This is a genomic window from Bacillus sp. P14.5 (assembly GCF_003316765.1).
Classification (GTDB): domain Bacteria; phylum Bacillota; class Bacilli; order Bacillales; family Bacillaceae_B; genus Rossellomorea.
The window spans coordinates 1-24286 of record NZ_NIJF01000082.1; the positions used below are offsets into that span (position 1 = coordinate 1).

Consider the following 24286-nt stretch of genomic DNA (forward strand, 5'->3'; position numbering starts at 1 on the left):
GTTGAATTATATCTATTATAGATTGAACTTAGGTGCTTCCTGTAAGCCTGTTAGCATTCATACGCCTGTAACGTATCATGGATTTTAATATTAATTAATCTTACTCACCCATATCTAACCTCACAATTTGGTGATATACACATTTCTATGTATCGCAGGTATAGACCCGTACATCCAGAAGTTTGTCAGCTTAACCTTTTCTTTAGGTCATTTAAGCATTCTCACCATATTCAATCAACCCAAGCATCATGATTTACACCACCCCCGCGGGTAGGCTTTCGTCAGCTCATTTTAGCTGATACGGTAAATTCTTACGCCTTTTCACCGAGCTCTTAACACTATCTTTCTTACTAAATCCAGTGCTAATCGACTAAGAGAGAACCCTTCCAAGCGTTACCTCTTCATTTGATTCTTCGATATAATCCTTCAATTCCATAAGGAATTGTCTACCTTTTACCTGAGTAATGTGTAACCACTCTCAGCTGTAGTAGAAACATTTCGCACAACTAACCTGCCCCGTTAGCCGAAGATGCTAACGATTGCTGGCATAGTTGAAGGGAGGCGGCTGCTAGTTCAGAATACGCCTCCGTTTGTTAAATAACAGTTAAATAAGATGAATGCATTTCTTCGAATAGTTCACCAACTAATATAATTTGTTATAATTAAAATTAATTTGTAAAATAGAATTTTACGTTTGGAGGTTCTCAGTTGGATTTCTTTGTTGATTTATTTTGGGTTTTATTTGCTACCGCCTGCCTTACACTTTTGATAATTCTCATATACACCCAACATCAAATTAAAAAGGAACAGGAATATCTGATAAAGTTAAATCACGAAATACTTGAAAAATTAACCAAAAAAGAAAGTGGTTAATCTATTGAAGCTTTCTTTTTTGTGTAGCTTTTTGAGTCAAAGGTGTCTTCTATCCCGCAGGTCTCTTACTCAACAATGCTGCCCGTTTATGGAATAACAGCATTTACTTAGTCCTACCTTAATCTACTTCCCTTTTTAATTGCCTCTTTGCGTCTGACATACTAAAGACTCTTTCTTTTTCCAGATAACTTGCTGAAATATAATACCCACCATACCTGTGAAGAAAAGAACTACTCCGATACCCCTAAATACTAGAATCACTCCAAGTTGTTGAATCAGTAAGCCACCAAGGAGCGGCCCGGCAATAAACAAGATACTTAACATAGAATCCACTATGCCGGATATCCTGCCTATAGCTTCTCTTGGAGGCTCTTTCTGTATCATGTAATTCACAGCGGTTAGTGTTAGCCCTGTACCAATACCACCTATAAATGCAAAAAATAGTGCTATGATAAGAGGGCTTTGATTATTTAAAAAACCCAATCCACCTGCCATTACACCGATCATCAAACTACCACTTCCGAAAAACCATCCATATCTATTTATAGTCTCTATCTTTGTAAGTACTAAAATAACTAACAGTGCACCGCATCCAATTGCTGAAATTGCCCAGCCTGTCATCTCTGGCTTTTCAGGAAACAAATTGCTAAATAGTGTTACAAACTGAGCATCAACCATTTGAATGGTTAGGGTTATGATCATTCCGTAAAGGATACTTACCAATAAGATTCTGCTCTTAAAAACTAGTTCCCAACCTTCTTTCCAGGTACTAAAGAATGTCGGATTAGTTTCCTCACGAATTCCTTCAGGTAAAGAGTTATTTCTTATTGTTATTCTTGAAAAAATAATACCTGAAATGAAGAAGGAGGCAGCGTTAACAATAATTGAAATGTCGGGAGTGAATACACCTGAAACCGATCCCCCTATTAGTGGACCAACAACTTTCACCAATTGTAGCAGGCTGCCATTGATGGTTACAGCTTTCATTATATTCTCTTCATCTACAATGTTGCGCATAAGCCCTTGTTGGGCAGGAAGACCTACCACACCAACAGTATTTCGGAGGAAAAGAACCAGCAAAGCCAATAATGGTGAAGATACCAACACAAGTAATATGGTTAGGGCACCCCTGATCCAATCAGAATAGATAAGGATTCTCAACTTATCCTTTCTGTCAGAAAACACTCCTGCTAACTGGCCAAATAATGTACTTGGTATGGCGTACATAACTGGAATCAAAGCAATTAACATTGGTTCAGCGTTCCATGTATACCTAAATAAAATAAGTACGGCGATGAAGTCAAACCAGTTTCCAAGATTAGAAAGAGCATTGGCTGAAAAAAACTTGATAAAATCCTGATGTCTCCATATCGAACTCTTTTCCTCCATATTTAATACCTCCACATTCATTCTTTAACAAATAATAATGAATGAATGTCAGAGGAGTATCAGAGCAAAGCGTCAAGTTCACGACTAATGATAAATTCTAATCCAGTCAACTTGTATTCCAATTCATATTGCTTTAATCGACTTTTATATGTTTGGTTTAGTTCATAATACTTCTCAAAATCAGATATAAAGAAAAGAATGATATTCAAGCTAATAAACAATCCGGGTATGTACCTAGCTTTTTTAAACTGTTCCAGACTTCGATCAAAACAATACTTTGCTTGTGCTTCGTCATCATTGTACAGCGACTCTATCCCCTTAATGACTATAAAGCTGGCCTGCTCCCTTGAAAAAGGGTAAGCTTCGAGTTCTACCTCAATTTCTTTTAACCTTTTCTTAGCCCACTCACTATCTTTTTGCAAAAAATTAAGTACAGCTCTATAAAGTAAAGGTTTGGTATGAATCCATCTACCTTCTTTTCATGAATTACTTTTACAGATTGTTTCAAATGGTCTTTTGCTTCCTCCCACTTCCCAGTAAAAGCAAGGAGTGTCAATTGATTTAACCATTCCATTTCAAATCGATGTTCTTCTGGAACTTTATCGGACAACAATGCTCTTTTAAAATAATCCAGGCATTTCTTCTTATCTTGCTCAATGTATGAGTATATGTGAAGTAAGTAAAAGCATCTATCCCAAAATGAAATTTCAGTTGCTTCAGCTATCCATCTGAAATTGCCCTTCATAAAATTGATATATAGACGGCTTTGCAGATTGAGTTCAAAGCCTAGAACAGATTGATTTTCCTCAAGGAGATTTAAGGCATCACCCTGACCATATAACTGATATTTATTAAATAGCATATTCATACTAGAAGATACATCATCATCTTGTTTCAATGGACTGACATCTTCCTGCTTTCTTATCTTCAGCCGGTAACCTATGCCTCTTAAAGTCTCGATACTAATTATAGGAGATATTGGATTTAACTTCTTTCTAACCCGGTAAATATGGTCATCAACTGTCCTATCAGTTGGTTCCTCTTGCGTCCATACTACTTCCAGGAGTTCTGCCCTCGTAAAGACTCGAGATGGATTCCTAAATAAGCATTCAAACAGTTGGAATTCCTTTCTTAAAAATTGAATTTCTTCCGCTCGATACTTCACAATATAATCATCTTTAAAAAGCTTAATATCTTCCATAATATCACCTATTTTGTATGAAATAGCTCATCAAACAAGACCCGAATCCGTCAATTGTCATAAGAAAATGCGCATAATAAATGTATCTAACTAAACTATCTCAATTATCCCATTTTTTCCTAATTTCAAGCAACACCGTTATTCCATTAAATGGCCCTTTAACGGAACAACCATTACTTTCAACCGCACCAAACATAAATTCTCCTTAAAGTAACTTGACCGGCAATTCCCACCCAAAACAAAAACCCCCTCAATCACAAAGGATCGAGAGGGTTTTAATTATCTAATCTTAATTCTCTTCAATTTCTTTACGGTTCTTCTTCAACATTTTAGAAAGTACTTCATACACGATCGGCACAATCAATAATGTCAGGATTGTCGATGATGTCAGACCGCCGATTACAGTAATGGCAAGCCCTTTGGAAATCAAGGCAGATCCGGCACCGCCAAGCACCATTGGTGACATCGCGCCAATTGTGGCAATCGCCGTCATCAGGATTGGACGAAGCCTTGTTGTTCCGGCTTCAACAATCGCATCACGCAGCGGCATTCCATCGCGTTCCATATGGATGATTCGGTCCACAAGGACAATCGCATTTGTCACGACGATCCCGATCAACATCAGGAGACCCATCATGACGGATACGGAGATGGTTTCTCCAGCGATCCAAAGTCCCACGAAGGAACCGATCACAGCAAATGGCAAGGAGAATAAGATCGCGAATGGGGCCAAACCTTCACCAAATGTTACAACCAGGATGAAGTACACAATCAGTACAGCCGCTAGCATGGCAATTCCAAGCTGTGTGAATGTTTCTTCCATATCGGCAGCCACACCAGCTACTCCAATTTCTACAGTATCCGGCAGGTCAAGCTCATCAATTCCCTCTTCAGCTTGAGCGGTTGCGGCAGATACGTCGTCTGTCGTTACAGTACCTGAAACTGTTGCGTAATATTCACCTTCACTGCGGGAAAGAGTGTTATAGGTCGTACCCTCTTCTGTCGTTACCAGCTCGGATAGCGGCATAGTCGAACCAGTTGCAGTAGGAATTTCTGTCTCGAGAAGTTCATCAATGGATGCTGCGTCCGTTTTTTCTTCGCGCTGAACGATGACGTCAAGTTCTTCACCATCATTTTCAACCGTTGTCAGTACTTCTTCTGAACCGGAAGCAGTTAGTGCGCCAACGATTTGTCCTGTCGTCAGTCCATATTGCATCACATTCTCGTGATCGACCTTCAAGACATGCTCCACATACGGATTTTCCATATCAGATGACACATCTTCCAGGTTTTCCACATCGTTCAAGGTGTCTTCTATTTCGTTAACAGCAGTATTTAGATCCTCTAAATCTTCACTGTACAATGTGTAGCTGACTTCATTAGAAGAGATTCCTCCTCCGCCCATCATGTCCTGTGATTTCCATTCACCTGATTGGCCGATGTTAAAGACATACTCTTCAACTTCCTCTTTGACGTCAGAGAAGTTTTCCGTATCCTCATCAAAGAAGAGATACAAGAGCGCTCCGTTGCTTCCGCCCATCATCATAGAAGAGGCATCTGCCGTATTGCTGTTGTTGAATGATAACTGAACAGTTTCCAGATCTTCACGCTGCATTAGTTCCTGTTCAACTTCTTCAAGATTTTCTAACGTTTCATCCTCAAGTTCACCAGCAGCTGGTGTGTACGTCAAATAGATTGTTTTTCCTCTTCAGATCCCATAAAGCTGAAACCTATAAAAGGAGTTAAAGCAAGTGAACCCGCCAGCAGAACAACCGCTAAGATGGATGTGATGATTTTGTGGTTCAGTACTTTTATCAATACACCTCTATACCACTTTGCAAGTCTTCCAACCTCTTCATGCTTCGATGTCTTTTTCTCTCCGTATAATGACTTGCGGAATAAGAAGTGAGACAGCGCCGGAACGATGGTAATCGCTACAAGCAGTGAGGCGCCAAGAGCAAATGCCATCGTCAAGGCGAATGGTCTGAACAGCTCGCCAACCATCCCGCCGACAAACATCAGCGGCGCGAACACGGCTACCGTTACCAGCGTTGAAGATAAAATCGGCTTAAACATTTCGATTGTCGCTTCACGGATCAAGGCACGCCCGCGCAGCTTCTCTTCCTGCAGGTGCATACGTCTATATATATTTTCCACTACAACAATCGAGTCATCGATAACACGGCCGATCGCCACCGTTATCGCACCCAATGTCATGATGTTTAATGTGATATCAAGCCAGTTCAACAGCAGGAATGCCATAAAGATTGAAACTGGGATGGATATAATGGAAATGATTGTTGACTTGAAGTCACGAAGGAATAACAGAATGATGATGACTGCGAACAAGCCGCCAAACAATGCTTTTTCCACCATTGTGAAAACAGAGTCTTCAATCGGTTCTGCCTGGTCCAGAGTAACATCAATGACCAAACCGTCCATATCCTCTTCTTGTTGGGCTACTGCATCTTTAACAGCATTCACGACATCTACTGTATTCGCTTCCTGCCCCTTTGTTACTTGGATAGCAATCGCTTCTTCTCCATTTGTACGGGAAATGGATTGTACGCGGCCGACTGTTTCAATCTCGGCAATTTCCCCTAATGTAACAAATGGGGTTTGGTTTGCCTCTGACGGAGTAACAGGGATCTGCAGTTCTTTCAATTGATCGATGGTTTTAATGTCACCGTCAATCGCAAGAGCTTCTTCACCGTCTTCAAATTCCTGCAATCCAAGGGACAGAGCCATGTCGCTCGCCTGGACCATCTGCTTGACCGTATCTTCGGTCAGCCCTAGAGATGCCATCTTCTCTTGGTCATAGGTAAACTCTACTTCTTCCAAATGCTGGCCGGTAATCGTTGTTGATCCTACTCCTTCGATCTTATCGATTTCCGGTAAAATTGATTCTTCAACAGTTGTGGAAAGATCAACAATATCTCCCTCTGTACTGCTGACGGATAATGCCACTACCGGCATCATGTTCATACTGAGTGCCATGATTGATGGCTCCTCCGCACCTTCCGGCAATGAAATATTATCTATGGCTGATTCCAGTTCACGTTTCTTCTCGTCCATATCGACGCCATATTCATATTCGATCTGAACCTGTGACACGTTAGCTGAAGAATTCGAATAAACAGCCTTAACATCTTCTAGACCTTCAATCGACTGCTCCATAGGCATGGATATATCATCCATGACCTGCTCAGCTGTGGCACCTGGATACACATCCATAACAATTAAGTACGGAATCGATACATCCGGTATACTTTCCATTTTCATCTGTGTGCCGGAATATAAACCAGAAACTGTAATGATAATCGTCAATAACCATACAGCAAGTTTATTTCTCAGGACAAAATTCACTAAACTTTTCAATAAAAGCACCTTCCTCTTCCCTTTTGAATAAGGTTGACACCTTTGATATAATGTAAATGACCGGTTAGTCATAACCTTATTTTCAATAAATCAAATATAACTGACCGACCAGTCAGACGTCAATGACTTTATTACTATTCACACGTTTATTTACGGATCCTGTTAACAAAAGTTTCACATTTGGGATATACTATAAATTCGAACTTGGCCTTCCGGGGGGATATTATGAAGGAAAAAGAGATGCAGATAATTGAAGTGGGAATGAGGCTTTTTGCCAGCAAGGGATTTTCAACCACCTCGGTCCAGGAAATCGCCACAGAAAGCGGGATTTCAAAAGGCGCATTTTACTTACACTTCAAAACAAAAGATGATCTATTACTAGGTATTTTACAATATCACTTTGACATGATTAACAAAGCAGTCAGCGATGAAACAAAAGATATAGAAGACCCTCGCGAAAGACTAATAAGAGAACAAATGGCGATTTACTCCCATTTCATCACCCATCGCGACCTTCTCGTCATGCTTGCCAAAGAGCAGGCAATCCCCAGAAATGAGACTGTTAAGCAGCTCATATTTGAAAAAAAGATGGAAAGGCAACTGGAATATCGAAAAAGCATCATAGACATTTACGGTCCTGAAATCGAACCGTTCTCCTGGGATCTTACCCTCATCTTTGAAGGAATCATCAAATCCTATATGAGCGTCCTGATGTTTTCCACCCAGGATTTTGACCTGAGAAGCTTAACAGAATACATGCTGAACAGACTTGACAGCATCGTCAAGGACATCCATAAAGACAAGCCTTTCTTTACAAAAGAAAAGGCCGAAACGGTTTTAGCCAATTTCTTGTTTTCCGACCAGCCGAAACTGGCCACTGTCATGAAAGACCTGGAAGACGAAATCGAAAAACTGGGAGCAGACGAACTGACGGTTACCCTTCAAGTGTTAAAAGAGGAACTCGGGAAGGAAACTCCCAGAGGACCGGTCATTCAGGGGATGCTGTCTAATTTCTCGGGATATCCAAGCTTGAATTCTTACCGCGAATTTATTTCTCAACATTTTTTGGAGAAATGATTTTTGTGACAGGTGGACCTTATTTCATATAAGAATCGATTAGCCAAAAACTTTTTAAAAGGGGCTTTAGTCATCTTTATCGATGATTAAAGCCCCTTTTCCTATACATATTACTAATTATGCTAATACACACTCTCATTAGATAAGCAAAATAGTTGAAAATAATTCTCAATTAGTAGTTGCTTTGTAAATGCTAGTATAATATAATCATGTTGCGAATGAAAATCATTATCACTAAAAGGAGATTGGAGTCATGAATAAGAAATTATTACTATTTATCGTTGCATGTATGCTCTCTGTTCTGGTCCTAGCAGCATGTGGAAACAATGAGGAAGCAGGTTCAGAGGTAAATGAATCTGATGACAGTTCAAACACTGCAGAAGAAACGGAAGCTATTGAAGTTACTCATGCCATGGGCACAACGACGATTGAAGAAAAGCCTTTGCGTGTAGTTTCACTTTACCAGGGAGCAACAGATACAATATTAGCTTTTGATGTTACACCAGTTGGAGTCGTTGAATCATGGGTGGAACTGCCGATGTACGATTACATAAAAGATGATTTGCAGGAAGTTACCTATCTTGGACAGGAAACACAACCCAATCTGGAAGAAATCTCCGCTTTGAAGCCAGATATCATTTTTGCCTCTAAAATCCGTCATGAAGAGATATACGATCAGCTGACCCAAATTGCACCTACGATTGTCAATGAAACGATCTATGACTTTAAAGAAACAACGAACCTGATCGGTCAAGCGCTCGGGGAAGAAGAAAAAGCTGAGAGTCTCTTAGCTGAGTGGGATGGCCGTGTTGCTGATTTTCAAGAGAAAATCGGCTCAGAAGAGAGCTGGCCTATGAGTGCTGCGGTACTGAACTACCGCCCCGATCATGCACGTATTTACGTGACAGGATTTGCAGGGTCCATTCTCCAGGAGCTTGGGTTTAAAGAACCAATCGAGCTTCAGGGAAAGAATGAAGAAATTGTCATGCTGAATGATAAAGAAGCCATTCCGCAAATGAACGCAGATGTATTCTTCCAATTCATGGAGGAGACTCCCGACGTACAGAAGAACTTTGAAGAGTGGACAGCCCACCCGCTATATCAAAATCTTGAGGCCGTAAAAAATGATAATGTTTATACCGTTGATGAGGTCTCATGGAATATGGCTGGAGGATTACAGGCAGCAAATCTGATGCTTGATGATATTTATGAGTATTTCGAGGTTGAGCAATAAGAATGACTGAAGGGGAAGCATCATGCGTCCCCTTTTTATCATGAAAGAAGAGGCGTTTATATGTTGCATTCTCCCCTATATAAATTTATCGGACTGATCAGTTTAATAATGGCTGTAATCCTATTGTTTTTATCAAGTCTTGCCGTGGGACAGACCTCCATTCCTCTTTCGGAAACCTGGGAGGCGCTGATCCAATATGACCCTGACAACACAAACCATTTAATTATTGGCACCTCGCGGCTGTCGAGGGCAGTCATATCCATTGTCATTGGTATGAACCTCGCATTGGCAGGTGTATTTGTGCAGGCATTAACTAGAAATCCGCTTGCCGCACCTGATCTTTTAGGGATTAATGCAGGAGCGATTTTCTTTATTGTCTTTGCCATTACCTGGCTTGAAGTATCCTCGCTTTCCGGGTATATGTGGTTTGCTTTTCTGGGAGCTGCTGTTGCAGGGGGAACAGTGTTTTTCTTGGAAGCCTTGGCCGGGATGGCCTCACCCCCATCAAAGTCCTTCTTGCCGGTGTTGCACTAACGGCCTTGTTTGTTTCATTTACGCAAGGGATGCTTGTTATAGATGAACAATCCATCCAAACAGTCCTTTTTTGGATTGCAGGCTCAGTCGCAGGACGTGATATGGATCTCCTGATGTCCGTCCTGCCGTTTTTGGTGAGTGCGCTTATAGTAAGCTTCTTTATGGCGCGTCCAATGGGGATTTTTTCTTCGGGTGATGATGTGGCGAAGGGACTCGGACAGAAAGTAGGTTTGCTTAAGCTGACACTGGGACTTTTAGTTATTGTGCTGGCTGGCAGTTCTGTGGCTGTTGTGGGTTCAATTGGATTTATAGGCCTGATCGTCCCTCATATGGCGAAAAGCCTGGTGGGTACTGATTATCGCTGGGTCCTGCCATATAGCGGTCTGTTAGGAGCAGCTATTTTATTGTCGGCAGATGTAGCGGCCCGTATCATCATTGCCCCGCAGGAAGTACCAATTGGAGTTATGACAGCAATAATCGGCGGGCCTTTCTTTATATACCTCGCTAAAAAAGGAGTGTCGAAAAAATGAAATACTGGACATTCCGTCTTTTTAATAACCGTATCTCTATTCAATTGTCAATGCGCTGGCTTCTCACAGTCGCAATCTGGTCAGCAGTGGTTGGAGCTGTCTTCTTATTAAGTCTCTCCTCAGGGAGCAGCTGGATTCCCCTTACAGAAGTGTTTAAGCAAATCACGGGCCAATTTGATCAGCATGCGTTTGTGGTGGAAACCCTGCGCCTCCCGAGGGCACTGCTTGCATTGTTAGTAGGTGCAGCACTTGGTGTAGCTGGCCTGATCTTGCAGAGTCTTGTAAGAAATCCCCTTGCTTCACCGGATATAATTGGAATCACAAGCGGTGCCTCTTTTGGTGCTGTCACATTTATTTCTTTCGGAGCTGGTGTGATCAGCATGCAGTTTCTGCCGCTTGCTGCAATTCTTGGGGCATTTCTCGCCGCACTATTAATCTATCTGATTTCCTGGAACAAAGGAGTAACGCCCATCACGCTGGTGCTTATCGGTGTCGGGCTGTCTGCGATAATGAAGGCATGTGTTACTTTTATGCTGGTGATGAGTGAAACCGCTACGACCACAAAATCCTACATCTGGCTGACGGGGAGTATATATGGAGCTTCATGGAGCGATGTGACCTCAATGATTTGGTGGCTTCTCATTCCAATTCCCCTAATGCTTATATTTGGAAGAGGATTGAATTTGACCGAAATCGGAGAGGATTTTTCTGTCAGTGTCGGGATCCGCGTACAGCTTCAGCAGTTTATCTTTCTCATGTGCAGCGTCATGCTCGCAGGGACTGCGGCAGCCTATGCGGGAGGAATTGAATTTGTCGGGCTGATGGCACCGCATATTGCAAGGCGCTTGGTCCACCGTTCATTCCCGGGGCTGGCTGTCGTTACAGCTCTTATTGGAGCGTTTCTTGTGCTAATAGCAGATCTTGCTGCCCGGACGCTTTTCCTGCCGCTTGATATACCTGCAGGCGTCTTTACAGCAGCAATCGGAGCACCATTTTTCCTCTATCTATTGTTTCGGTATCGAAATCAGTAACTCAACTCATAAATCGGATTAAAAGGAGACAGAGCATGGACGTTTTACAACAATACGGAGTCGAGAAGAAAGAAGGCAGAGAAGGCGTGCCGGCGGAGCAATTGAGAGACCCTGAAACTATCGCCGAGATCGTCGGCCGCTATGCCAAGGTAAGCGGCATAAAACTGGAATCTACAGCCGCATCGCTGGTAATCAAGCGATATGCCGTTTTAGTTGCTGCTGCTTCTCTTGAGTACTACGGGCTTCGTAAACAAGACAAAAACTGGTTGAAAAATGCGGAATTCCATTTTGATCGCTTTGCACTGCTGGTGGATGATCATCACCCAACGCTTAACGAGGACTGGAAAACAACCGTATTTGCTCATCACCTTACTCCAATGGTTGAACAGTTTTCAAAGACTTGCAGAATTCCTCAAAAGATTTTGTGGGAAAATATCGCTGTTCGTTTGCAGTCTGTTTTTCGAAAAAAAGCATCACAATTTCCCGATTCTCAGCTTCAGGAACTGTTCAATATAATGACGGACCCTGAAGCAAATTGGACAGGCTGCAGCGAAAATCCTTTCTCAAAATATCTGCAGAGACCTGAAGATTGGGGGATCGTTCCTGTCCGGGAGACTTGCTGCCGTCTTTACCAATTAAAAGAAGGACAGGAGCAGCCCTATTGCGGAAACTGCCCGCTTCGATGAAAAGCATCTCGAGTCAGAGGGGCAGGACGGTGTTCCATCTATATGAAAAGAGGACAAGGCTGGGATTTGTCCTCTTTTCATATATTCTTATATCATAGATATAGCCACATCCATAAGGGCTTAAGAGATATTCAAGACCTAGGGCTTGTCAGATCAATGCCAAGAACGCCCCGCCATCCGGTTTGACCACAGAGATCCGGAACCTCATAAACTTGCAGAAAAATCCGGTTTTAATAATCTGTCCTTATCAACGTTTACGAAAAGAGCCTTTCAGGAAAATCCGAAAAGGCCAAACCGCGCAGTAATTTGCCTAGAACGAATTCATTTCTTTCAATTGCTCCAACCTCAATTAAAAATATAGATTACTGGTTATAAGAAAAAACCGGTAAGCCTCAATAAGTTAGACTTCCCGGTTTTATCTCAGTCATATTTACCTCTAGAATGCTTTTCAAGGCGTTGAACAATGTTTGGGGTATCTTTAGTCTGGACCTGTTTAGTATATTGATTCAAATTTTTATCCACTATCAATCTCTGAATATTCTTCCCCAAGGCTTCTCCTCCATTAATAGTCTTTGGATCGGGACTTAATAAAAATCAACCCTATGCATAAGAAGATGATGAATATCAGATAAAGGACATTAACCAGCTCAATTCCTGTCCAGTTCCATACACCCAGAAGAATTTCCTTCATGTGATAAAACGGATTAATATCTACAAAAACCTTCAAATAGCTTGGAAGCTGTTCCACAGGGAACATAAGTCCAGACCCGAACAGTACATATTGGAACATGATAATTGTATAAGGCAGTACTTGCCTTGAGTTTTTGAACAGATTATGTGTCGATAAACTGAAGAGCAATGTAACTCCAATAATTGCTATAAAGGTAAGAATGAAAATAAACATATGGTCTGTAATATTTGTCTTGAATACAAACACACCAATCGCCAGAATTTGGGCAAATCCCAAAAGTGATAGAAACACACCCCTAATGATGTAGGTAAAGACAATTTGATAGATGCTTATAGATGACAGCACCATCCTTTTATGGATTCCTCGTTCTTTCTCGGTAACATATTGAAGGCCGATATTAAAAAATAGAACCAAGAAAGAGATCAGCAGACCATAAATGGGTATGTACGGTCCAAAATTCTCAGCCCCGCCTATCTGTGCGCTGAATATCTTCATGAAAACGAAGAAGAATATACCAGGAAGAATCATAATTGGAAGGGCAAAAAAAGGTTCTCTGAAGAAAACTAAAAAGTCATACCTGCTCAGCTTCAAGATTGATTTATTCATTTGCCACTTTCCTCTCTTTAATGATATTAAAGTAAGCTTCTTTAAAATAAAGAGTTTGGTGTTTTACTTTAAGCGCCTTAGGCTTTCCTTGTTCAACAATCTTTCCATTATTTAATATCATAACTTCATCAGCGTAAAGATCGACTTCTTCCAATGAATGCGTCGAAAGAATGATAGTCGCTCCTTGTTCTTTAGCTATTTTGATACTCTCCCACAGGTCATTTGTCGCTTCAGGATCAAGACCGGTCGTGGGCTCGTCCAGGAAGAGGAGCTTTGGGGAATTGAGAAATGCACACGCCAGCAGCGTTCTCTTTTTCCACCCTCCGGATAACTTTTCGAACTTTACATTGAGGTGGGAATCCAGGGAGAAAGTCTTGATTACTTCGTTCACCCTCGCTTTGCTGATGTTATGGAAGGAGGCAAACAGATCCAGGATCTCCTTGATCTTCAGATAGGCGTACATTCCTCCTTCTTGGAAAACCACACCGATATTGGACCGGATTTTAGAAAGGTTGGATGACTTTTTCAGATCCATACCCAGAACGCTTACTTCTCCCGAGTCCCATTTCTTCAATGTCATAAGGGTTTCAAGAAGGGTTGTTTTACCTACTCCATTGGGTCCCATCACGGCCAAAATTTTACTTTCTGTAACATCAAATGATATTCCCTTTAAGACTTGTTTGGTTCCGTAGGTTTTTTTAGGTTCTTTACTGTCAGTATCATTTCTATTCACCCTCAATATTGATAATAGTTGAATTGAAGCTGTAATTGTTGAATGCAAAAACCTGGTTGATTGGCAGCTGGACGTCCTCTGCCAGGTATTTCAATGTATCTTTCTCCAAGTAGTACAGAATGCGGCTGATAAGGCCTGCTGTCACCAATGTTTGCGGAAGTGCCGGCAATGCAGTTACACCTTTGAAATTCCTTTTAAAATCTCCGTAATCGCAGCTTTCTTCATTAATCACCAAAGGACCGATTAGAAATTCGTCTGAGTAGAATCCATAATGGATAACCAGACCTTCCCCTGCAGCCTTACTATATTCCTCACCTGTAATGATTCCTTGATCAAGCAAGCGGTTGTCAAGAATGAAAACTTTATGTCCACTGTGGAGTTCTTCCAAGTACTCTTCAATGTTCTCAGAGGAAATTAATGATTGAACAAAATCCTCTGTACCTTCATTTCCTGAGCCGTTCATGCTTAACAGCTTCTTAAATTGTAAATCTTCAGCCTCTTCTTTGGTTGGAGGCATAATTTTAACCTCCATGTCTGCTTTTTCAAGGGCTCGAATCAGCGCAAGACTGGTTTCATTGATTCCCCAGATAATATAGATGCATCTTTCTCCTCGATGATCTCGGTACGTTTCAAAAAGTGTCTGCATATCGATTGTGCGGTCAAATTCATATTGGATAAAATCTTTCTTTACATCCTGATCATCGAAATCCCTGGTCTCAAAGAGGTGCGGATAATTTGAAAGCAATTTCAGTACCAGTCTTCCTTCCAATCTTCCGGATAGTTCCTGGATTGTTGTGAAATGCCGAATGACTGATTCAAAATCCAGTGAATACCGTAAAAATGATTCATTCACCTTAAACTTCAGGATGATTTTCTCCTCGTTTTTATCAAGGACAATCACTTCATTCTTAATCCTTGGATTGAGCAAGATAAGAAAGTCTTCTCTCAACCTTATTGCCTGGTCTTCCATCATATCTTTCACCCCCCTAAAATTGTGTAAAATACCATTTTTTCTTTTGGAAGATGCAGCAATTTTTTTATTTGATTCTCATGAAACCCTCCAAGGGGTACGCTGGAGATCCCTTTATAAGTACAGGTTAATAATAGATTCTGCGCCATATGACCTGCCTCCAGCAGCATTATGCGATAGGAAAGCTCCATATACTTTTCAGCCAAATCCTTATCGTTTCCAACCAGTACGACTGCAAACTGAGCATCTTCCAATGAAAAGAAGCCCACATCAGTAGAGGCACTGATTCCATCGATATAAGTGAGGTCGATATTTTCCATTTCAACTACTTCATTGCTGTTTACATTGAACTTATACACCTTCTCTTCCAACAGGCCGCTATTCACAGAACGCCGGGTCGGCAGTATATAAACTTCGATTGAATAGAATTGCCCTCCGGAAGGGTAAGTCCGTTTCCGCTCATCTTGCTCACTGATGCCAAAGCTGTAGAGGAGGATTTCTTTGAAATCTTCTGCTCCTAAATCTTCTCCTTTGAAAATCCATGATGTTCTTCTTTGCTTTAACACCTGAACGAAAGACTTTCCTGACGATTTTTCAAATAAATCAGGGTCCATTTTAAACTTTATTCTTTTCCCTATCGAATCCAGATTCTTAACTGTGTATTCCTTTCTGGGTGCTTTCCGCATTTGAATCCTGGGCGCATGCCTTGAAACCTTGTGAAGTTCCTCGTATTTTCTCTTGGTCCCTTGCAGGTCAAACGAAAAGTTCCACTTCATCAGCTCTCCACCCCTTCCTTTGTTTTCTTAAGAATCTTGGCCGCTGAACTTTCCAGGTTAGGAGGAAGACCGATACGGTTGTTGTACATATGGATATAGGAAAATATTAAGTATGGAAGCTTGTCCCGCTTCCCTGCATCGATGATACTTGCCACGTTTTTGTTTATTTCTTCCATTTCCCTTTCAAATCTATTGAAGACACTGCTGTTGGAAATACTCTTCTGTTTCCAGAATAATGTCCGGAATTTCTGTATCTGTTCCTGCCTGATTTGGCCTTTTTTATCGAACCTGCTCCAAAAAAGTTCGTATTGCACCAGAAGCTCCTCCTGCTCCTTTTCAGTCAAATAGTCCAACATCATTAAAAAGAAATCACAGGCCAGCAAGAGCTTGGAAGATAAGGAAATGGGACCTTTTGTTTCTCTTAATTTATACAGCGCCATTTTACTCGTCTGATGGAAAATGGATTCAGAAAATGCCATGATTTCCTTTCCCCCATACCTCTCGTATTCAGGCTTATACGGAATTTCCTTGATTGACATATCTTCAATCCAGTACAGTTCTTCCTCAGGGGGACGCCCGCCGTCAAATGAGTGCTCCTGATAATATGCTTCTTTCGATAGCTTAAATTGCGGTTGGTATCTTTTTTTAAATAACTTCAGGGTGTTCTCTAGTGACACATCCACTAACTCAGGATCACTTGATTGATACCGGAAGCGGATATGTGGGCCTCCCTGCCAGTACCGAATAAAGAAGGAACGGTCAACAGCATTCTTCTTTTCATCTAAAAAAGGGATCAAGTACTCTTTCAGAAATAAGTCGTGATAGGTCATATCGTGAATGAAAATATGCCTTGAATTCCATTCCATTAATAATCACCTCAATGTATATTCCACAGGGATATTCGCATGCCCGAAGAGGCACCCATACAGAAAATACTCCTGCATGCCAGTTTTGAATAGCTCCTGAAGATAGATGTCGTTCAAACTCTTAAACGGCCTGGAAAATGAATGGCCGCTTGCAAAATAAACGGACAGGACATGGATGATTTCCGCTGCCTGTATATGGCTCTCTATGAATCTCTCAAGGTCATCTTCCTGGCTTTCAATAGACATGGCCAATAAGAAAGGGATATTCGTGAAATCTTCTCCGCCTTTGCTAAAGGAAGAAATTTGTATCTTGTCATCCAGCAGCTCTAATTCCCCGTCTGTATATTTATATCCACCTTCAAGGAAACCTTCCACACTCTGGATTACCACATATAATTTCAGTTTATAATCTGGTAAGGACAAGGTTAGCTTCCGAAGATACCGGAGAAATTGCTGGAATGATTCTTTTGGAAATGGGTGACCGGAACTGTACAAGCCGAATTTAGTATTCATCGAGTTCCGCTTTCCCCATTTATCGTTCAGATCTGCAATCATTGGGTAGTTTCTTGGGGAAACCCTTATTTCTTTAGGCTTTGCCTCTTTTAACAGCAGATCGATTCCAAGCCAGGATAACTCATTGGAATAATTATATTTCTTCTTAACTGTCACAGAATTCCGCAGCTTTTCTCCTTTACAGCTTGATTCATCTTCTTTCAACAGCATTGAGAAAAAGGTATAACAGTCATCACCATTCTTTATGCTTGCTTCGTTAAAGGCTTCGTTATATTTTTGAAAAGTAAAATGGGCACCTTCAGCCTTCTCGCCATGTATGTCAAATGCAAGGTTCAATGCCGCCATAATATGTCCCGCTTCGAGCAGACACAAAGCAAAGCCGAACTCCCCATAAATTGAACAGACTCTCCACATATCCGAGCATATAACCAGTTCAGTAGTTCGGGAGTTTGAAGGACAAAATCCCAGATAAGCGAATTCATCCTTTCCGCTATCATATAAGTAGCAGTGGCCTTTATTCAGATAAACCGGGAAAAAAGGGTGGATACTTCTTGGTGACGGAACAGCCTTACGAAATAAGTAAGGATTCCCCTGACTGTATGTTTGGTACGAAAAAACACTTCGGATAACCGCTTTGATTAAAGAAGATAGCCCTTGGACCTCCTCTTTCCTTTCTTGGGCGCTGTAATTGAATATAGTTGATGCCGGAGGTACATGCTGCAATGAATGCACCTTTCGATTACTTTCATATCTATCTCTCGTGTAACGCCCGAACAAATCAATCATGGGAAAGGATGCGGCTCTTTCTCGAATATATTCTTTTCCCTCCCGTACCTGCTCAGCCTATCAGCGTTAATTCTTTCATTCTGCTTGCCAAAGGTCATAGGCTGCAATGTTGGGATGAACACTTTTACAACATGAAGGTCCATCTCTTCAATAAGATCATTTGGCATATTACAAAAATATATTTCGGGGTGATGATTCAGTATTTTCCCTAAGATATTCGTGAAGGAAAAAGGAAAAGACGGCTCCATGGCTGTAGTGGTAGTCCTCTCAAGATCTGACAGATTATCGAGCAAGTAATCAAAGGCTCCCGCATTTTCTTTGAAGGCGTAATAATTAACGTGATCTTCCATTTTCCTTACACCCTCGGGATTCGCAATAAGGTGTTTAAGCCCTTCTTTTTCCTTCCCAAGCTTTTCTTCATAGACGATGATAGAAGTTGCAGCTTCCACCAAAGCAGCAAATATGGCTGCTTCTGGCTCATAATGGGAGCCAGCCGCATTATAAATATGAATGTTGGCATCTTCATTTTGATTTCTGATCAAAATCCAAATCGCAGGAATTTCGGTTTCAAGCGATATATCAAATAAATGGATATCGTACCCTAAGCCATAAAGAGTTTCGAGTACACGTTTTACTTTAGGGTCTTTAATACTCGATTGTTCCACCAGTTTCGGAAGTTTTTTTGTATACCAGTGGACCAGGAAGCAATCCCGCTCAACAGCCTCTAACGCTGCATACACCAATGCTTCTTCCGGGGTCCCGCCAAGGGCGGTTCCGTTTGAAGTTTCATATAGGAATCGCTCCTCTCCTCGAAGAAGCTGGTTGTCAAAGTACATCATCTGCTCCGGAACGAGAACCTTCTTTCCCGATCCCTGTTCTATACATACACTCCAATACATACCCGCATCCTCTTTGAACACTTGATTATGGCGGAGAATATACTTTGAAGGATGAAGAACATGTCTTCCTTTAAGAATCAGATTTGCATATGAATCATAAATAGTCTCCTTGAAACGAGGCAGCATGGATGAATATCTTTCCAGAAGTTCTAAAATGGCTGCATTGCGGGACCTAGTCAAATTGACTGTTCTGCCGTATGAATAATATTTTCTATTGCCGATATTCGCTTCAATGGCATACATCGGTATAATATTGGACTCCGCATCCCGGAAAATGGTTTTTCCAATACCTGTATCCCAATCGATGATTTCATCTTGGTATGCTTCTATCAAATTTGAAATTTCCTGACTTGATTTCACCCGATATACACTAGAATCCTTAAATACTGTACTTTCCCCGCCTGCAGGCTCCAGGTAGCCGCTGCACGTTTTGCAAAAAGGGCTTTTCCTGATGTTCTTCCATTCGAACTCGAACGTTTTCTTATTGATGATCAGAACCTTATTCACGAAAGTTTCTGGTGCCATCTCTCTGAGCACACTCTCCGTGAGGCTTGTATGCGCAAAGCTTGGACCAAAGTCGATTATTTCTTTATAATTACTGTCATTACTCTCTAAAATATGATAAAAACATTGAAAGCATCCGTTCATCTTATCTTTGATGTAAGGGCCAATGAAAACATGTGATGCTTTCTCTAATACGCCTACTTCTTTGGCAGATTGGGTTCTTTCCTTTCTTGAATGCTGGACAGTTGTCAAATTCATTTAACTCACACCATTCTTATAAAACTTACCAACATATAACCCCTGAGATTCGAAATCAGGCTGATGAATCCAAGGAAGCTCATAAATTTCCATTTCTTTTGAGGCTTCCGCCAGATCTTTAAGAATGTCACCCTGTGCTCGTAAAGCACCCGGATAATGCATCGATTCCAGCGGCTGGTCTAAATACTCCTTTGGAAACTTTATATCGTTTATTATAAATCCCGTGATTTTTGCCAGCCCTCTCAGTATTTCTTCTTTTAGCTGAATGGAGGGATCACTTTTGTAAAGAATTTGGTTCTGTTCATTTAGAAGATATAAATAAAAGACGTCCCTCGAAAAGATATAATTGGTGACCACCTTTATCTCTGAAACCCTCTCTGTAATCCCCAGAATATAATTGATTTTTTCACAGATTTCCCGTGGCATGGAGATCTTCTGGTAATAGGCGGCTTCTTCTTTATGAAATGCGGAAAGGCCTTTGATAAAAACAGGTCCCTCGCAGCAGCTGAAACCCATTTGCCATCCCCTTTGTCCTCACTTTCCAAGAAAGCCTGAATCCCACAGGTCAGTGCATGGACTGCAGCCTTCTTATAATCGTAATCAAACACCCTGTAGCTGAAGTGGTCTCCATAACTAATTTCATAATGAGAAACATTCAGACTGACCGGCAAATCCTTATCCTGCTGGTTAATATACACCGGAAGAATATTCCATTGAAGCAGCTTACTTTCTAATTTTTGTATGAATTCAATCGGTTCACCTTCAGACTGATCAGGAAATGTCCGCTCATAATGCTGTAAGGTTTCGGTGAATTTCCTTGTGCTAGCCGTTTCATCCCTTCCATTTTCATATAGCAAGGTGACGGTGTTGGTCATTTTATCCCCATTCAACATCTTTATCAGGATTTTCATAGGTAAAATCTTTTTCCCCAGTATGAAGCCATTTTCTTGGGTTGTTTTATTTCTCAAAAGGCTTTTCACCTGTTCAAAGTCATGTTCATCCCGCCAATGAAAAAGCGCAAAGTTTTGATTTACATTAAGAACGCAGAGATCTCCCTCAACAACATCGGGAATGACGTTTTCATCTATCCATACGACATTCTGGACTATAGGTGCCCCCGGGTTCACCAAGCCATTTTCATAGAAAAACCCAGTGTGATCTGATGGGAAGTTAAGTAAATTCACATGAGTTGAGCTAATATTCCCCACAACCTCCTTGTATTGGTCGTAAGAGTTTTCTATATAATGGTATATATAATCGGAGAGGTTTCCGCTTGGTGCCGGCTGGTCAATCAATCCCTGTGATACCGCGAATTTCAAACCCTTCTTATAATCTAAGGTCCTGTCATTAAAATCCAGAACCTTTCCATTTTCATACTCTGCAAAAATATCCAGAAGGATAGAATACATTTGGTTATCCATCTTCACTTTGAGAGATTGGCCATTCTTTTGGATGAAAAGCAGCCTTTCTTCACGAAGATATTTCGGAAAGAAGTTTGTTCTTGTTTTAACGAGCAAAGCTCTCCCCCCGTTCATCCAAGATTTGTTTCCAGGTTGTTCCTCTTTTATCCAATATGTACTTGCAAACGATGTAACACGCTGCATTCTTTTCGTTAAATGGAATGCCCAGCATATGAATGAACTTATAAATGATGTTGATTAGATACTTAAAGATGGAATGTTCCCTGTGTTTTAAAAGATCATCAATGCTATTGTTGAGAAGTTCATCGTGGAATCCGCTTTCGATTTGACTGATGTTCTGTTTAAGAAGTGCATTTTGTTCCTCCGGTGAGAAGTATCCTTCATCATGCTGGTGCAAAAGAATGTCTAAATTATCAGTGATCAAACTGTAAATGGCAGTGAGCGTTTGTTTCCACTGTCTGCCAAACTTATCTTCATAGTCCTCCTCCTGAAAAAACTGTTCAGGATTCAAGAAGTCATAAACTTTTTCATAAGTTTGAATGTATGCCTCTTTCTTCCCTCTAGTATCTGCAATCGCTAGTACACCTTCGATATTAGACACATAAACCAATACAGAGTATTTCTCTTCATATTGTGAGTATTGGAGCACATCCCGGTAGAACCTGGCGGTGTATTTAATTCTTTCTCCTGAAGAGAGGGATTTTAGGCTTTCCAGATTTCCGCTCATAAAGGACTGTATATGAAAGAGAGATTGAATATGGACTTTTAGATGCTGAAAGGAATTAAAACGCTTCTTTACATATTCCGCATCTATCTTGTCAGATTCCACTGACAAATGGTTGTCCACTTTAACTTCCCGGTATTCCCTTCTTTCCATTTGAGCAATCGCCGGGGTATTAGTTTTGTAAGCTTTTAAGTTCTGTTCTAACGCTTCCTTTGTTAAACTTCCTGCAATCCCTTCGCAAAAGGCAGCGAATTCCTTCTCCACCCAACCTATATCCATTTCAGGGTATTCGTGGATTATTCTATAGCAAGGACCTCCAAACCAATCTCTCTCCGCGTAGTATGGTATTTTCATCTTGTCGAAGAAGGGAATGATGAACTCAAAGAAGACTGCCTTCTTCTGTTGTTCCGTCCCAAAGAAATAAAGCCTCAATTCAACTATATCCTCAAGCTTATTCATTTGGCATGTTCACCTCCAGCTGATATTCAGTATTGAATGCATCACCGCTGCCATTAGGAAATAATTCCTCAATTACAACCCTCTTCTCCGCCTTGATAAACTTCTTGAACTCTCTAAACATCATTGGGGAATATAGATTAATGTATTGAGGTTTCATATCTGAACGATTAGAATTCTCAAAGTCATATGATTCCGGGTCAACAATTCTGTTGATGAAGAATTCCATGGGCAGTCCATGCTGTTCAAACTTTTCAATTACCTCCATATACTCCTTATAGGAAGAATTAACAGAATCTGAAATCAATCCACTGCAATTGATCAGCCATTTCTCCCTGAAAAGGACTACCTTTCCCAGTTTCATACGGGGAGTATGATCTTCCACCAAAGCTCCTTGATCCATGGCATCCTCCTCCCAGAGGAGAAACAGCCCCGCATCAAACCGTGGTGCAATTGAAGTGGTCAGCATCCTGATACTCGGCGGCATCATGTAGTCTACGAGACTCCCAATGTAATCGATATCCATTGGAATGTCCGGATTATCAGGATTAATAATGTCTACCAACTGTGTACGATTGTTATATTTATAGAGAAGGTCTTTACTCCAGCTTGTTCCTTCATCATCGGCATTGACCTTACTGTAAGGAATCAAAAGTCTGTTTTTTAAGAACTTCCGGTGGTAGTTGGCATTGAAACCAAAACCTTCCCGAATCTCATATATGTCTTCAGGAAACGAATCTGAAATATATTGCTTGAAATCTGGATCATCGTATAACTCTGGAAGATATTGAAAATATCGGATGAACAACTTTAAATGCCCTGCGTACAATTTATTTAAAATATACGAATCTCCGCATTTTTGAAACAAAAAAGTAGAGGATAAATGTTTCTTATCGAATCCTGTCTGGAGAATGAACTTTCTGTATAGCTCATCGACGGTTTCTTTAGGGATGGCAGCAGTACCACTCTCGCTTTTCAAGTGCCGGAACATTTGCCTCAGTTCCCCTTTAATCTCCTCTAACACCCGCGCACCATTCGATACAAGTCCTTCAACTGGTAAAATGACATTAGTCCAATTCGTAAACTTCATAACTTCTTCCATATACAAATCCCTGATTTCTTTAGATCCTATCGGCCTCAGGCTGCCACTGTATCTCTCTTGAAATCGGTGGGCAAATTCGTATTTAAACTGCAAAGGAATATTGGTCAATACGGCAAGTTTTTGAACGTAGTGAACATCGGATTGAAAATCCTCCTCAGGCACAAACTCCTCTCCGGATTGAGATACAACATAATCCTCGTAGAAGATGTTTTCCTTTGTGAACGTATAATTAAATTCTTTTTCAATCTTGCTTAGTTCATCTATAATTTCAGAATAAAGACCAAAGCGTTTTTGAGATCCTGCTATCTTGTATTTTTCAAGCAGAATAGTTATATTATCCAAGGTTTCGATGATGACATCCTTCTTGGCAGATACGAAATCAAAACCTTTTACAATTTGATAAAAACTCTTTAAAATATTGGGGGAATATTCATCAAGCTCAATATTAGGATAAAGGATTCCCTTTTTGATCAGACCGTCCACAAAAAAGGTTTGCGCCTTTTGTTTATCAGTAAATCTTAATAGTACCTCAAGGACCTCATGATAGCTCAACACTCCGTTAAATATAGAAAGCGCCTGAAATATTGGGTTGTTTTTGGCTAGGAAGTGATTCTCAATATTATTGAATATTTTCCCTCTATTGATGTCATATCTCACCGTAAACTCCACGACTTCGCCATTTTCGTAAGAACTGCCCGAATAAGCGTATTTCAGATGCGGCATGAATTCCGGATCAACACTGATTAACTGGAGGATCTTTTGCAGTATGTAATAGTTTAATTCGATACTATATTCAGATTGGATGGTTTGTCCTTCTGCTTTTTCTTCGCTGATTTTTTTAAACTCAATGCTCGTGAAAGAGCTGAAAGGACTAGTTTTAAAGGCAGACCTGGTCAGTATTCTAAGCAGCGTACTGTCCATTTTTTTGTTTTCGCTTTATGCAAATCAGGGTCTTCCGTCTGGAATTTGCTTAACTTACTATGCATTTTATAATTAACAAGAGGGAGAGGGTTCGTCAGTACGTCCTTTTGATTGAAGATATTCCAGA

Annotated in this window: 18 protein-coding genes and 2 pseudogenes; 5 read left to right on the forward strand and 15 right to left on the reverse strand. The window is 40.8% G+C overall.

The features are described from left to right. Positions 1–1008: 1008 nt before the first annotated feature. From B9Z54_RS14190 to B9Z54_RS14205, 4 genes and pseudogenes are all read right to left on the reverse strand, one after another. Positions 1009–2262 (reverse strand): MFS transporter, encoded by a 1254-nt coding sequence (locus B9Z54_RS14190; protein ID WP_162785222.1) that lies wholly within the window; start codon positions 2260–2262, stop codon positions 1009–1011. 59 nt (positions 2263–2321) lie between these two features. Continuing rightward, positions 2322–2684, reverse strand: coding sequence for a hypothetical protein (locus B9Z54_RS14195; RefSeq protein ID WP_113929016.1), 363 nt, complete (start codon positions 2682–2684; stop codon positions 2322–2324). Continuing rightward, positions 2648–3463, reverse strand: a complete 816-nt coding sequence (locus tag B9Z54_RS14200; protein ID WP_113929017.1) for a winged helix-turn-helix domain-containing protein — start codon at positions 3461–3463, stop codon at positions 2648–2650. The genes B9Z54_RS14195 and B9Z54_RS14200 overlap by 37 nt, the downstream gene beginning before the upstream one ends. Positions 3464–3752: 289 nt before the next feature. Beyond that, a pseudogene (locus tag B9Z54_RS14205) lies at positions 3753–6841 on the reverse strand (efflux RND transporter permease subunit). A 225-nt stretch (positions 6842–7066) separates the two neighbouring features. On the opposite strand from B9Z54_RS14205, the gene B9Z54_RS14210 reads away from it, so the two are divergent. From B9Z54_RS14210 to B9Z54_RS14230, 5 genes and pseudogenes are all read left to right on the forward strand, one after another. Beyond that, the gene (locus B9Z54_RS14210) at positions 7067–7918 is read left to right on the forward strand and encodes a TetR/AcrR family transcriptional regulator (protein WP_113929018.1); all 852 of its coding nucleotides are present in this window, start codon (positions 7067–7069) and stop codon (positions 7916–7918) included. A 253-nt stretch (positions 7919–8171) separates the two neighbouring features. Next, positions 8172–9152 carry an ABC transporter substrate-binding protein gene (locus tag B9Z54_RS14215; protein ID WP_113929019.1) on the forward strand — a complete coding sequence of 327 codons (981 nt, stop codon included), beginning with the start codon at positions 8172–8174 and terminating at the stop codon, positions 9150–9152. Between the two features lie 108 nt (positions 9153–9260). Beyond that, positions 9261–10216: pseudogene (locus tag B9Z54_RS14220) on the forward strand (FecCD family ABC transporter permease). Next, positions 10213–11247, forward strand: a complete 1035-nt coding sequence (locus B9Z54_RS14225; RefSeq protein WP_113929020.1) for a FecCD family ABC transporter permease — start codon at positions 10213–10215, stop codon at positions 11245–11247. The pseudogene B9Z54_RS14220 and the gene B9Z54_RS14225 overlap by 4 nt, the downstream one beginning before the upstream one ends. Before the next feature lie 35 nt (positions 11248–11282). Beyond that, a complete protein-coding gene (locus B9Z54_RS14230) occupies positions 11283–11933 on the forward strand; it encodes an IucA/IucC family C-terminal-domain containing protein (RefSeq protein WP_113929021.1) in 651 nt (216 codons plus the stop codon). A gap of 562 nt (positions 11934–12495) precedes the next feature. On the opposite strand, the gene B9Z54_RS14235 is transcribed toward B9Z54_RS14230, so the two are convergent. The 11 genes from B9Z54_RS14235 to B9Z54_RS14285 all read right to left on the reverse strand — a co-directional run bounded on the left by B9Z54_RS14235 (position 12496) and on the right by B9Z54_RS14285 (position 24159). Beyond that, positions 12496–13230, reverse strand: a complete 735-nt coding sequence (locus B9Z54_RS14235) for an ABC transporter permease (protein ID WP_113929022.1) — start codon at positions 13228–13230, stop codon at positions 12496–12498. Further along, positions 13223–13963, reverse strand: coding sequence for an ABC transporter ATP-binding protein (locus B9Z54_RS14240; protein ID WP_162785223.1), 741 nt, complete (start codon positions 13961–13963; stop codon positions 13223–13225). The genes B9Z54_RS14235 and B9Z54_RS14240 overlap by 8 nt, the downstream gene beginning before the upstream one ends. Beyond that, a complete protein-coding gene (locus tag B9Z54_RS14245) occupies positions 13956–14936 on the reverse strand; it encodes a hypothetical protein (RefSeq protein ID WP_113929024.1) in 981 nt (326 codons plus the stop codon). The genes B9Z54_RS14240 and B9Z54_RS14245 overlap by 8 nt, the downstream gene beginning before the upstream one ends. A gap of 5 nt (positions 14937–14941) precedes the next feature. Next, positions 14942–15709: a SagB/ThcOx family dehydrogenase gene (locus B9Z54_RS14250; RefSeq protein ID WP_113929025.1), complete on the reverse strand. Its 768-nt coding sequence runs from the start codon at positions 15707–15709 to the stop codon at positions 14942–14944. After that, a complete protein-coding gene (locus B9Z54_RS14255; RefSeq protein ID WP_113929026.1) occupies positions 15709–16575 on the reverse strand; it encodes a thiopeptide-type bacteriocin biosynthesis protein in 867 nt (288 codons plus the stop codon). Before B9Z54_RS14255 ends, B9Z54_RS14250 begins: the two co-directional genes overlap by 1 nt. 6 nt (positions 16576–16581) lie before the next feature. After that, positions 16582–17433, reverse strand: a complete 852-nt coding sequence (locus B9Z54_RS14260; protein ID WP_162785224.1) for a hypothetical protein — start codon at positions 17431–17433, stop codon at positions 16582–16584. A 437-nt stretch (positions 17434–17870) separates the two neighbouring features. Then, a complete protein-coding gene (locus B9Z54_RS14265; RefSeq protein WP_113929028.1) occupies positions 17871–19535 on the reverse strand; it encodes a YcaO-like family protein in 1665 nt (554 codons plus the stop codon). Next, entirely contained in the window at positions 19536–19961 is a 426-nt protein-coding gene (locus tag B9Z54_RS14270) for a hypothetical protein (protein WP_162785225.1), read from the reverse strand. Continuing rightward, complete coding sequence (locus B9Z54_RS14275) at positions 19895–21070, reverse strand: hypothetical protein (protein ID WP_162785226.1); 1176 nt, start codon at positions 21068–21070, stop codon at positions 19895–19897. Before B9Z54_RS14275 ends, B9Z54_RS14270 begins: the two co-directional genes overlap by 67 nt. Beyond that, on the reverse strand, positions 21042–22139 hold the full coding sequence (locus B9Z54_RS14280; protein WP_113929031.1) for a hypothetical protein: 1098 nt from the start codon (positions 22137–22139) through the stop codon (positions 21042–21044). Before B9Z54_RS14280 ends, B9Z54_RS14275 begins: the two co-directional genes overlap by 29 nt. Next, entirely contained in the window at positions 22132–24159 is a 2028-nt protein-coding gene (locus tag B9Z54_RS14285; protein ID WP_113929032.1) for a lantibiotic dehydratase, read from the reverse strand. The genes B9Z54_RS14280 and B9Z54_RS14285 overlap by 8 nt, the downstream gene beginning before the upstream one ends. Positions 24160–24286 lie beyond the last annotated feature (127 nt).